The organism is Paenibacillus sp. 22594 (assembly GCF_052044425.1).
GTDB lineage: Bacteria > Bacillota > Bacilli > Paenibacillales > Paenibacillaceae > Paenibacillus_AQ.
The window spans coordinates 514,635-527,225 of the sequence record NZ_JBQENA010000001.1 but is presented as its reverse complement, the minus strand read 5'-3'; the positions used below and the strand labels follow the sequence as shown (position 1 = coordinate 527,225).

Annotated in this window: 11 protein-coding genes; 9 read left to right on the top strand and 2 right to left on the bottom strand. The window is 49.9% G+C overall.

All coding sequences use genetic code 11. The annotated features are described in order from the left end of the window. Positions 1-43 precede the first annotated feature (43 nt). From ACTJKB_RS02275 to ACTJKB_RS02245, 7 genes are all read left to right on the top strand, one after another. A complete protein-coding gene (locus tag ACTJKB_RS02275; RefSeq protein ID WP_440831625.1) occupies positions 44-1,516 on the top strand; it encodes a nicotinate phosphoribosyltransferase in 1,473 nt (490 codons plus the stop codon). Between the two features lie 423 nt (positions 1,517-1,939). Further along, complete coding sequence (locus tag ACTJKB_RS02270) at positions 1,940-3,169, top strand: glycosyl hydrolase family 8 (RefSeq protein ID WP_440831624.1); 1,230 nt, start codon at positions 1,940-1,942, stop codon at positions 3,167-3,169. Between the two features lie 425 nt (positions 3,170-3,594). Further along, positions 3,595-4,605 carry a 2-oxoacid:acceptor oxidoreductase family protein gene (locus tag ACTJKB_RS02265; protein ID WP_440831623.1) on the top strand — a complete coding sequence of 337 codons (1,011 nt, stop codon included), beginning with the start codon at positions 3,595-3,597 and terminating at the stop codon, positions 4,603-4,605. 26 nt (positions 4,606-4,631) lie between these two features. Continuing rightward, positions 4,632-6,938, top strand: a complete 2,307-nt coding sequence (locus ACTJKB_RS02260) for a thiamine pyrophosphate-dependent enzyme (protein ID WP_440831622.1) — start codon at positions 4,632-4,634, stop codon at positions 6,936-6,938. Between the two features lie 143 nt (positions 6,939-7,081). Continuing rightward, positions 7,082-8,110 carry an ROK family protein gene (locus ACTJKB_RS02255; RefSeq protein WP_440831621.1) on the top strand — a complete coding sequence of 343 codons (1,029 nt, stop codon included), beginning with the start codon at positions 7,082-7,084 and terminating at the stop codon, positions 8,108-8,110. Between the two features lie 13 nt (positions 8,111-8,123). Beyond that, positions 8,124-9,329, top strand: a complete 1,206-nt coding sequence (locus ACTJKB_RS02250) for an MFS transporter (protein WP_440831620.1) — start codon at positions 8,124-8,126, stop codon at positions 9,327-9,329. Beyond that, positions 9,326-9,928, top strand: a complete 603-nt coding sequence (locus tag ACTJKB_RS02245; protein WP_440831619.1) for a DUF1349 domain-containing protein — start codon at positions 9,326-9,328, stop codon at positions 9,926-9,928. Before ACTJKB_RS02250 ends, ACTJKB_RS02245 begins: the two co-directional genes overlap by 4 nt. 134 nt (positions 9,929-10,062) lie before the next feature. Here the strand turns inward: ACTJKB_RS02245 and ACTJKB_RS02240 are convergent, their stop codons facing one another. Both ACTJKB_RS02240 and ACTJKB_RS02235 read right to left on the bottom strand, forming a co-directional pair. Next, on the bottom strand, positions 10,063-10,245 hold the full coding sequence (locus ACTJKB_RS02240) for a hypothetical protein (protein ID WP_440831618.1): 183 nt from the start codon (positions 10,243-10,245) through the stop codon (positions 10,063-10,065). Positions 10,246-10,306: 61 nt separating this feature from the next. Further along, complete coding sequence (locus tag ACTJKB_RS02235; protein WP_440831617.1) at positions 10,307-10,843, bottom strand: MogA/MoaB family molybdenum cofactor biosynthesis protein; 537 nt, start codon at positions 10,841-10,843, stop codon at positions 10,307-10,309. A 164-nt stretch (positions 10,844-11,007) separates the two neighbouring features. Here ACTJKB_RS02235 and ACTJKB_RS02230 point away from each other — a divergent pair, with 164 nt between their 5' ends. Next, positions 11,008-12,042: a CobW family GTP-binding protein gene (locus ACTJKB_RS02230; RefSeq protein ID WP_440831616.1), complete on the top strand. Its 1,035-nt coding sequence runs from the start codon at positions 11,008-11,010 to the stop codon at positions 12,040-12,042. Positions 12,043-12,134: 92 nt separating this feature from the next. Next, complete coding sequence (locus ACTJKB_RS02225) at positions 12,135-12,482, top strand: four-helix bundle copper-binding protein (RefSeq protein ID WP_440831615.1); 348 nt, start codon at positions 12,135-12,137, stop codon at positions 12,480-12,482. The last annotated feature ends 109 nt before the right edge of the window (positions 12,483-12,591 follow it).

The following is a 12,591-nucleotide window of genomic DNA, read 5'->3' as shown; positions in this document are numbered from 1 at the left end:
ACTAGTTCACCATTTATAGAGAGCACCAGCGAAAAGCTAGGAGATGAGGATTTTGAGGAGAGAACTTGCTCTACATACAGACAAATATCAAATCAATATGATGTACGCCCATTGGGTGAACGGAAGTCATAAGCGCAGAGCCGTGTTTGAGGCCTACTTCCGCAAGCTTCCTTTTGGGAATGGCTTTGCCGTATTTGCCGGGCTGGAGCGTATAACCCAGTATATCGCCGAGTTGCGTTTTACGGAGGATGATATCCGCTATCTGTCGGAGCAGGAAGAGAATTATGCACCTGCTTTTCTCGAAGAGCTGCTGCAGTTCCATTTCCAGGGCAGCATACATTCCATGAAGGAGGGTGCCCTGGTTTTCCCGGATGAGCCGCTTATCCGCGTCGAGGGTACCATTATGGAGGCACAGCTGGTAGAGACAGCTATCCTGAATTTTATGAATTACCAGACACTGATTGCCACTAAGGCCTCGCGGATTAAGCAGGTGGCTCCAAAGGATACACTGCTGGAGTTCGGGACACGGCGGGCACAGGAAGCGGATGCAGCCGTATGGGGCGCACGGGCGGCTTATATCGGGGGCTTCCATGCAACCTCGAATATGCTGGCCGGCAAAAAGTTCGGCATTCCCACAAAGGGAACCCATGCCCATTCCTGGGTACAGAGCTTTGCCAGTGAGCAGGAGGCCTTCGACGCTTACGCCAAGGTGATGCCAGATGGAGTTACTTTGCTGGTGGATACATTCGATACGCTGCGCAGCGGTGTGCCGCATGCGATCAATACGGCTAAGAAGCTGGAAGCGGCAGGCAAGCGGATGAACGGCATCCGGCTGGACAGCGGTGACTTGGCTTATTTGTCCATCCAGGCGCGCAAAATGCTGGATGAAGCCGGACTGGACTACGTGAAGATCGTAGCCTCCAATGATCTGGATGAAAATACGATTATGAACCTGAAATCCCAGGGAGCGGCCATTGATACTTGGGGTGTCGGTACACAACTTATCACGGCTTCGGATCAGCCATCCTTGGGCGGTGTATACAAACTTGTCGAAATTGAATCACCTTCCGGTGAAATGGTCCCCACGATCAAGATTTCATCCAACCCGGAGAAAGTATCCACACCAGGCAAAAAGGATGTTTTCCGGATCATCGGGCCCAAAGGCAAAGCTCTCGCTGACTATATCAGCTTCCCCGGGGAGAAAGAGCCGCAGAGCGGTGCCCGCCTGAAGCTGTTCAACCCGCTGCATCCCTATCTGCAGAAGTATGTGGAGAAATATAAGGCTATGCCGATGCTCGAGCCGATCTTTGTGAACGGGTTCCAGGCCTATACTTTGCCAGATCTGGATGAAATCCGCCGCTATCATCAGGAACAGATTGATTTGTTCTGGCCGGAGTATCTCCGTAAGCTGAATCCCGAAGTATACCGCGTGAATCTCAGTGAGCAAGTATGGACCCGCAAGCAGCAGCTGATTGCGGAGCATTTGATGCCGGACCCGAATGATGAAATGAGCTAATATCCATGTGTGAGCGATGACGGCGAGGCCGTTCCTGCAGTGGAACTTCTGCTGTGGAACGGCCTTTTGTGTATGTAGACAAGCAGTTTCGCAGCAGATCAGCTATCCACACTTTACCTGGAAAATTTATTCCATAGGACAATCTGCCTATTTACATCAGGGGATTGGAATAATATATTAATTATGTTCTTATTTTCAAATTATCGAATGGATTAAGCTTTATTTTTTGCTACAAAAGTTAAAGCGCTTTAACTTTTGTGTCCCGTAAGCTGCTTTTTTCTAGGCTGCCAGGGAGGTGATGGTCTAGTCTGTATGGTATGTGGTCCGAAAAGTTTCTTACTCACGGGTATGCTTCCAAGGCGGGTTTTACACAAAGCTTATTGATGAAGCCGATGTCTACCAAACTTTGAGGAGTGATTGTTGATGAAAAATCAAGGGAAGCTCAGGTTGCACTGGAAATCGCTCGTATTATTATGTCTGGCCATATTTATTCTGCCTGCGGGCTCTGCTTTTGCAGCGGTCAACAAACCGTTTCCACAGCATACTACGTATACAAGCGGGACGATCAAACCGAATCATGTAACTCAAACCGTGATGGACGATGCCGTGAAGACCAAATGGGACGCATGGAAAGCAGCATACCTCAAGCCGGCCGGAACTGGCAAATATTATGTCAAATATAACTCGGACGGAGAAACAGTATCAGAGGCGCATGGTTATGGTATGCTGTTCACGGTGCTGATGGCCGGCTACGACAGCAACGCCCAGACATACTATAACGGGCTCTATAACTATTACACTGCGCATCCGAGTGCCATCAACCCCTATTTAATGTCCTGGAAACAAAACAGCAGCTTCCAGAATATTGAAGGCGAAGACTCCGCAACAGATGGTGATATGGACATTGCATTCTCACTTCTGCTCGCCCATAAGCAGTGGGGCAGCAGTGGCACGGTCAACTATCTGCAGGCGGCTAATCAGATTATTGGCGCCATTATGGATAACGAAATTAATCAGACCCAGTGGACGATCCGGCTTGGGGATTGGGCCAATAGCGGTACGTATAATACGGCCACACGTCCTTCGGACTTCATGCTGAATCATCTAAAAGCCTTCCAGGCCGCGACGGGAGATTCTCGTTGGCAGAACGTAACAGACAAAACCTATACCATTATTAATAGTCTTTACAATGGATACAGCCCCAGCACCGGTCTTTTGCCTGACTTCGTCGTGTATTCCGGGGGCGTCTACAAACCGGCGGCAGGGGGCTTCCTGGAAGATGCGAATGACGGGAATTACAATTATAACTCCTGCCGCACACCTTGGCGGATTACAACGGATTATCTGCTCACCGGAGATACCCGCGCCTTGAATCAATTAAACCAGCTCAACAGCTGGATCAAAACGAAGGTCAGCAGCACTCCGGGCAATATCAAGGACGGTTACAAGCTGAACGGGTCAACATTCGGAAGCTATAACAGCGGCGCTTTTTATGCTCCTTTTGGCGTAAGTGCAATGACCTCCTCGGCCAATCAGTCCTGGCTCAATTCTCTTTGGAGCCATACCTCTGGCAGCGCAGCAGAAGATTATTATGAAGACAGCATTAAGCTGTTCTCCATGATTGTGATGTCCGGTAACTGGTGGACCTACTAAACTATACTAGTCACAAATAAAGCATAGGCCTATCCGGCAACGGATGGGCTTTTTTGAATACTGTCAAATAGATTGGGCACGTATCTATCCTGTGATATTTATCATGTTTTATGTGACAAATTTAACATCTTAATTTTTAATTTTATTGCTAAATTAAGGGTGACATTTGTTCCACATTCGACTTGGGAAGTGTGGGTTAACACACAATATTCACATTTTGTCGTTTTTATGGCAGATTATCTTCTATTAAAGTAACACAGCACTGTCGCGTATAAAGAAATCGATTGAAATCCATAAATTATTGTGATTCCTGAGGCGTGGAAAATGCAAGATATGTCACTTCGCGACTTGCAAAATCAAGTTACAATCGTTGAAAAAGTCATAAGGATGTTATTCTACTTGACACTAAGAAAGGGGTTATGTCGGTGGTACAATTACCAATCGTTAACGATCTCGGATTTTTTGAGATTCGTCTGGAGTCCATTGGAGGCTTAGGTGCGAACCTGGCGGGCAAAATGCTCGCAGAAGCAGGGGTGGTCGGAGCGGGCCTTAATGGCGTCAGTTTCTCGTCTTACGGCTCGGAGAAGAAGGGGTCTGCTGTTAAGGCGCATATCCGTTTCTGCGATCTGAACACACCTATCCGCGATACCTCTCCTGTGGAACGTCCTCATGTTGTGGGTGTATTCCATGAAGCGCTGGCCAAGACAGTCAACGTGACTAGTGGTATTCATGAGCACAGCACCGTACTCGTGAATTCGGCCAAATCGCCGGAGGAGCTGAAAGAGCTGCTGAAGATGAAAGCCGGAACCATTGCCATGATTGATGCAACAAGTATTGCACTAAAAGAGAAGAATCGTGTGAATATGGCAATGTTGGGCGCGTTGTTCCGGCTCTGTCCATTTCTTGATACAGCAACGATGAAGGATGTTATTGAGAAGTCCCTTGGCAAAAAATATCCCCAGGCTGTCGAGTCAGCCCTCACAACGTTTGACCGCGGCTATAATGAAGTGAAGTTTATGCAATTTGAGCTGGCTGCAGGGGATAGCATGCCTGAATATGTCCGTTCCGATATTGGAGTTCTGGGATATGATACACAGCCGATTGGCGGCTCCATTATTAATCCGGGCAGCACTTTCCTGAAGAATTTGAGTATTTCTCGCTCCGGTATGATTCCCGCGTATGAGAACGAAGCATGCATCCACTGCGCTCAGTGCGATACGGTATGTCCGGATCAGTGCTTTGTATGGGAAGAACGGATTGACCGCAAGGGCCGCTCGCAAATGTTCCTGACGGGCATCGATTATCAATATTGCAAGGGTTGCCTGAAATGTGTCGATGCATGTCCGACTTCGGCGCTGTCAAGCCAGCGTGAGAAGGAAGGCTATGCGGACACCCACACGGTGCATCACCAATTTGATCTGATTACACAGGCTTAGTCCTCGGAAGAAAGGTGGAATGAATAATGGCAATTGATTATGAAAAAGAAGTAGGCTCCGCCAAAGTGGAGCAGAAATTCCTATATGAATCAGGTAACGAAATGGCTGCATATGCCGCTCACCAGATCAACTATCATGTGATGGGCTATTTCCCGATTTCGCCATCCACTGAAGTGGCCCAGTTCCTGGACACTATGAAAGCCAGCGGACAGCATGACATCATGCTTGTACCTTCCGATGGTGAGCATAGCTCTGCGGGGATCTGTTACGGCGCATCGACTGCAGGCGGACGCGTATTCAACGCAACCAGTGCCCAAGGCTATATGTTCATGCTGGAGCAATTGCCTGTACAAGCTGGTACGCGGATGCCTATGGTCATGAACCTGATCTGCCGCTCGATCTCCGGTCCCCTTAATATTCACGGTGACCACTCCGATCTATATTTTGCCCTCAATACCGGCTGGCCGATTCTGATGTGTCGTGATCCTCAGTCTGTCTATGACATGAATCTGATGGCCCTGAAGCTGGCTGAACACGCCAAGGTCCGACTTCCGGTAATGGTCGCATCTGATGGTTATTTCACATCGCACCAGAAGCGGCGTGTACAAGCCTTTGCCCATCGGGAGGATGTTCATAAGTTTGTTGGCGAGCAGCCCCCTGCGGGCTTCACAGATACCTTGGACCGCAATAATCCTGTCACTGTAGGTCCATACATGAACGAACCGGATTATATCAATAACCGTTACCAGCAATCCGTTGCCATGTACAATGCTGGTGAAGTGTTTGAGGAAATTGCCCAGGAATTCGCTGAACTGACCGGACGCCACTATCCGATGATCGAGCAGTACCGGATGGAAGATGCCGATGTTGCCGTATTCCTCATGAACTCCGCTTCGGAGATCATCAAGGATGTTGTGGACCAGCTTCGCCTGCAAGGGATCAAAGCCGGAGCCATCTCCCCGAATATGATTCGCCCTTTCCCGCAGAAGCAAATCGCTGAAGCGCTGAAGAATGTGAAGGCCATTACGGTCGGTGACCGTGCGGATTCTGTCGGCGGACATGGCGGTAATATGGTTAACGAGATCAAGGCAGCGCTGTTCACTTACGGAAATACCACCACCAAAGTAATCAGCCGGATTTATGGACTGGGAGGCAAGGACTTCTATGCCGAAGACGGACATCATTTCTTCCAATTGGCAATGGATGCAGTTGTTGCTGACCGTGTGGAAATTCCGTTTGATTACTATGGCCACAATCCAGGAACGCCGGACAAAGCGCCGAAGCGTCTGCTGAAGCCGATGAGTTTTGAATCACTGAAAACAGGTCTTATCACCGTGAAGCAGAACGAAGAGACAGGCAAGCTTAGTGTGAAGGTTCCGCCAATCCGCAGCCTGATGAAGAAACCGAGACGGTTATCACCGGGACACGGCGCATGTCCGGGCTGTGGTATTTTCTCCGGTCTGGAGCTGTTCTTCAAAGGAATTGAAGGAGATATTGTAGCCCTGTACCACACAGGCTGTGCAATGGTCACAACGACCGGTTATCCTTATTCAGCTCATAAATCGACGTTTATCCACAACCTCTTCCAGAACGGTGCAGCTACGTTGTCCGGTGTCGTGGAGATGTTCTGGGAACGTAAACGACGCGGAGAACTGGATGGACTGGGACTGCAGGAAGACTTTACCTTTGTCATGGTAACTGGTGACGGGGGAATGGATATCGGCATGGGTCCAGCCATCGGTGCTGCACTACGCGGTCACAAGATGATTATTGTTGAGTACGATAACGAGGGATATATGAATACAGGAGCCCAGCAGTCGTATTCCACACCACTCGGCCACCGGACTTCGACTTCAAGCATCGGCAAAACGCAGCAGGGTAAAGTAACCCAGCATAAGGATACCGCGCAGATTATGGCAGCCACCAACATCCCTTATGTATTTACCGGTTGTGAGGCTTATCCACAGGATCTGCTCAAGAAGGCCGCCAAAGCCCAGTGGTATGCCCAGAATGAGGGTCTGGTCTATGGCAAGATTCTTATTGCATGTCCGCTGAACTGGATGAGTGAAGACAAGGACGGTACGAATATTGTATCGCTGGCAGTGGAATCCTGCTTCTTCCCGCTCTATGAAGTAGAGCAGGGCACGACGACGATTACGTACAATCCGGAAGAGAAGGACAAGCGGGTGGAAGTTGCTGCATGGCTGAAGACAATGGGCAAAACGCGTCATCTTCTCAAGCCCGAAAACGAACCGGCACTGCGCGCCTTCGAGGGTGAAGTACAGCGCCGCTGGAACCGTCTCAAAGCCAAACACGAGCACCCGGATTTGTAGGACGATTAAAATCTGTACTCATAAATAAATAACACAGGCCTGGCAGAATTTATCTGCCGGGCTTTTTTGTGTCAGAACCTCACGGAAAAAACTATTTAATAAAACACTTTTATAAAGTATTATAATAAGCGAGGTGAACAGAAATGAAGAATATCGGAGGAAACGCTCTGGTTATTAAGGAAGTGAATATCAACCTGGTGCGGCGTGTCCTGAAGGAATGCAAACAAGCCACCAAACGGCAGATTGCCGAGGGAACAGGCCTGAGTATCGTTACAGTCGGTACAGTGCTTGAAATTTTAATCCAGCATACCGAGGTGGTGGAGGCGGGGCGAATTTCATCCAGTGGGGGAAGACCTGCTCAGCAGTACATATACAATGATGAGCATGCTTTGGCATTGATCCTGTTCCCATTTGAAGAGCTTGGAGGGATCAGTATCCGCTGCACCGTGGTTACGCTCTTTGGGCGTTGTCTGCATGAGGCGAGCATACCTGTGCAAAAGGTTGATCTGGCCTGCTTCGAAGACATCATTGATGAAGCGTTGAAGCTGTTTCCCGCTATAGGGGCGATTGGTTTTGGACTACCGGGTGCAGAAGCGGATGGCAGACTGGTGGTATCAGATTATGATACTCTGCGCGGCATCCCCGTAGCGGAGCATTTCAGACAGCGCTATCAGAAGCAGGTAATTATCGAGAATGATGTGAACGCTGCGGCAATCGGAAACTACAGCAGAACTGCGATGGAGATTGACGCTCCAGCAATCTATTTATACTTTCCTGACCGGTTTCCGCCAGGGGCTGGGATTATTATTAACGGCAGGCTTCAGAAAGGAAAAAGCGGTTTTGCCGGGGAAGTGGCCAATATCCCTTTGGGTATCGCTTGGGGCAGCAACGAATGGCAGTCCTCATCGGAGAAGCTGACTTACGCCATTGCCAGGCTGGTGTCTGCGGTTAGCAGTGTGCTAAACCCCGGGGCGGTCGTACTATACGGCAGCTTTTTACAAGAGGGACATCTGATTGGTATTACGGAACAATGTGCAGAGCTGCTGCCGCCCGGTGCGGTTCCTCATATTGTGCTCAGTATGGATTTCGCTGGGGATTATTTGCAAGGAATGATCGTTTCAACACTATCAACCCTGGAGACAGGGCTGCAATTGACCAAATCTGGAGTATAGGCGGTTGACATTCATGGCTACTATTTTTCTCATTATTATTTATTTGGCTTTTATCAGTCTTGGCTTGCCGGATTCGATGCTTGGGGCGGCTTGGCCGATGATGCGTCCAGATTTCGCAGCCCCGGTGGATGCTGCGGGACTGCTCTCCATGATCGTTGTCGCGGGTACAATCATCTCTAGTCTAGCCAGCGGGATGGTGCTGCAGAAGCTGGGCACGGGGAAAGTTACTTTTATCAGCGTTGCTGTGACTGCACTCGCCTTACTCGGCTTTGCGTACTCGCCTTCGATCATCTGGCTGGCTGTGCTATGCCTTCCGCTTGGACTCGGTGCCGGCTCCATTGATACCGGGCTGAACAATTATGTGGCTACCCACTACAAAGCCCACCATATGAGCTGGCTTCACTGCTTCTGGGGAGTAGGCGCTATGCTTGGTCCTATTATAATGTCGCGTTACATTGCTGCTGGTGATTCCTGGCGGCAAGGTTATTTGACGGTCAGCCTGATTCAATTCGTACTGGTTGTGCTGCTGTTCATTGCCCTACCGCTCTGGAAGCGGGCAGAACCAGCGGGTGAGTCAACGGTTGCGGCAACAGATGTTCAGCAGGAAGTCATCTCGCCGCAGATTCCTGCAATAGGTATACTGCGCATCAAGGGTGTGAAGCTGGCGTTGGTTACCTTTCTTTTTTACTGCGGGGTAGAAGCGACGCTTGGACTCTGGGGCAGCAGCTTTCTGGTTAATGTGAAGGGACTGTCAGCGGCAACTGCTGCTGGCTGGGTATCTCTCTATTATGGGGGGATAACAGTGGGCAGACTGGTCACCGGTTTTGTCACTTTCAGATATAATAACCTCCAGCTTATTCGTACCGGTATATTGATTTCGCTGCTGGGTGCGCTGCTGCTGTTATTGCCTTTACCGGCTGTATATTCCCTGTTTGGATTTATTCTTGTGGGACTCGGCTCGGCGCCAATATTTCCGTGTATGCTCCATGAGACACCCGCCCGTTTCGGGAAGGAACAGTCCCAAAGAATTATGGGCTATCAAATGGCTATGGCGTATACAGGAGGGGCATTTCTGCCGCCGTTATTGGGATGGATTGCCGCCCGCAGCTCGTTTGTGATTCTTCCGTTCATGCTTGTGGGATATATTGTTATAATGCTTATTAGCTCAGAGAAGATCAACGCTGTAATGAATAAGCGAAAAGATGAGGTCTCTATATGATTAGAACAGTGGATTGGCAGAGTGGAGATTGGAGCAATCAACCAGTCTCCGCTGAGGTACAGGATGAAGTGTTCGTTGTAACAGCAGCAGAGGGCAGCGATTATTGGGAAAAAACAATGTACGGATTCCAGCATGACAATGGGCACGCGCTCCTGGCTCCCTGGGAGGACAGTGATGCTGTTGAGGTCAGCTTTTCACTGCAGGGGTTTACTGAGCTGTATGATCAGGCAGGGATCATGCTGTGGCTCAGTCATGAGGTTTGGATCAAAGCTGGAATTGAGCTGAACGACGGTGTACCTCATATCGGTGCGGTTGTGACCGACGTTTATTCTGATTGGTCACTGTCACCTGTAGCGGAATGGGCCGGAGAGGTGGTTACGATCCGGGCCTCACGGATGAATGATGCGGTAGTCATCAGGGCCAGAACAGAGAACCATCCTTGGCGAACGATCCGGGTGGCGCGTTTTCCATATGAGACGGGGAAAAAGGCAGGCCCGTTTGTCTGCGCCCCCACCCGTGCCGGACTCAAGGTAACGTTCTCACGTTGGGTGAACACGGCGCCAGATACGGATATCCATACAGACCCTCCCGAAGAGTAAAAGAAGTCAGCAACATTTTGCCAAAGATTATTCTCCAACAGCCCGCCTGTAAAAATGGGAGTGGTAAGCTACCATAGATACATGCGGGTTGTTAGGGTCATAACGTTCAGGCGAATGGACAAGTCGTATTTGAATTACAATAACTCGTCCAGCTCAGCCAACAGCCTTTTCTTCAATTGTTCCAGCACTTCATCGCTTGGCTTGGCATTCTCTGCATACATAATTTCCTTTGGCGTACGCCATACGGGTGCATGGGGGTTCGGTTCGCTTAATTCGTCCCCGCTTTTATCATCCCGATCCGCTGGCAAATCAAACATTCTTCCATGAATGGAACCTCCTGAGTGTATTTCTGTCCATAGAACAGGGGGACTCAATCTCCTACGAACGTTTATAGATCTCCCGCATGACATGTCTTAGCTCCGGGACGATCAGCCGCTCCATAGCGAGCTTGATCGCACCAGTAGAACCGGGCATGGAGAAGACCGCTGTGCTGCCGACGGTACCGGCAATCGCCCGGCTGAGGATAGCCGCGGAGCCGATGTCTTCGGTGAAGCTGAGCAGCCGGAAGATCTCTCCGAAGCCAGGGAGAGTTTTGTCCAGCAAGGAAGCCACAGCCTCATAAGTGGTGTCCCTGGGGGAGATTCCTGTTCCACCGGTCAAGAGCACGGCTTCGATGCCTGAGTGACCGGCGCTTTTATAGACCAGCTCGCGGATATCTTCATAATCGTCCTTGACGATCGTACTGCCAATAACCACATATCCTGATTCTTCGAGCATGGTTCTGATCAGTGCGCCTCCGGTATCGGTTTCCGGTGTGCGGGTGTCCGAAACCGTAATAACATAACAGGCCACACTTTGGGGCGCTTCGCGCCGGTGTTCATCAACGGATGACAAGCGGACCAACTCCTTCTTCATCAATTTATCAATTTATTCCCCATGATAGGGGATTGACGTGGCAAAGACAAGCTGGAGGAGTTGGGCCGATAATGGACCCTATACTTCAGCTGTCGCCTTGCACCATAAAGACACTTGTAGTACACTCGCTACCATAACTGAAATTTGTCAGGGAGAGATGAAACATGGAACAGGCTATGCCGGTTTATATATTGTCAGGATTTCTCGGAAGCGGCAAAACAACATTACTGCAGCGCCTATTGGACCACTGGAAAGGCCTGGGACTCAAACCCGCGGTAGTGATGAACGAGCTGGGTGAGGTGAATCTGGACGGTCTGCTGGTCGAGCAGTCGGTCCCGATGGCGGAGATGCTCGGCGGCTGCATCTGCTGCTCCATCCGCGGCGATCTCAGCACAGAGCTTGCTACGCTGATTAAAAAAGAGTCGCCCGATGTTGTTGTCATTGAAGCGACCGGTGCGGCGAATCCGCTTGAGATTGTAGATGCGGTTACTGAAATCTCATTATATCAATTGGTGGAGCTGAAGGGTCTGATCACTGTTGTGGATGCTGCACATCTGATTGAGCTGTACCGCTCCCAGCAAGGTGCGACTTACCGGCTGATGCAGGAGCAGATCCGCTGCGCTTCAGTGCTGATTCTGAATAAGACCGACCGGGTGACGAGGGAGGAAGCAGAAGAAATTACGGTGATTCTGCGCAATTGGAATGCTTATGCGGAAATCCTGCCTGCGGTCCGCTGTGCACTTGAACCAGAAGAGCTGCTTGATGGTCTTGGCGGCATTCATACCGAAGCCCGCTTCGGGGAAGGTGATGAGCTTCAGAAGTCAGAGGATCAGGATGTTACAAGTAAGGATACTGAATGGACGGGTGCTTCGCATTCTACCCATGACCATGTGATGGCGTATACCCATTATTTCAAACGCCCAGTGAACAGCGAGGAATTCGAACAGTTTGTCAAGGAGCTCCCCAGAGATGTCTATCGTGCAAAAGGGATTGTTACCTTCAGTGATACCTCCAGCCGGTTTTTGTTCCAGTATGCCTACAGAGAGGCTGATTTCATGAAAATCACCCCCCAGGGCGAAGTGCCGGATGTGGCGGTATTCATCGGTGAGCACTTTTCTTCCAGTGAACTTCGTACCCGGCTTCTCCAGCTGGAGAAGCGTATTTTGGCTAGGCCCGCGGTTGTAAAGAGAAGCTTGTAGGGGAACTCCTCCCGGCAGAAGAATGGTTCGTTCCAATTCTTGCAGGTTAATACATAGGCATACCCTATAAAAATTGCAGGAGGTAAAAGGCTATGACCCGAATTCAATATCAGGAGTGCATCGACGCTTGTATTCAAACTATGAACGCCTGTAACTATAGCTACGTCGCAAGCCTAAAAGAATACGATCTTGCCTCGCTTCGTGAGAGCATTAGACTGGACAGGGAGTGTGCGGATATTTGCTCATTCGCTGTCCAGGCCATGACCCGTCAAAGTCCGTTCGTTGTGGAAATTCTCCGCCTGTGCGCAGAAATATGCGAACGCTGTGCGGATGAGAGCAGCAAACATGTACATACCCATTGTCAGGGGTGTATTGATTCCTGCCGTGCCACTGCAATCGCCTGCCGGCTGATCAGTGACGCAGTAGAGGTATACGCTTAATCCTGTTTCCAATCCCTTTATATAAGGTTCTAGCAGAGATATTCCAAGACCAGAGGCTCCAGCAGTCCATACTGTGGGGTTCTGGTTTTTTGCTGTAATTATGAATCAT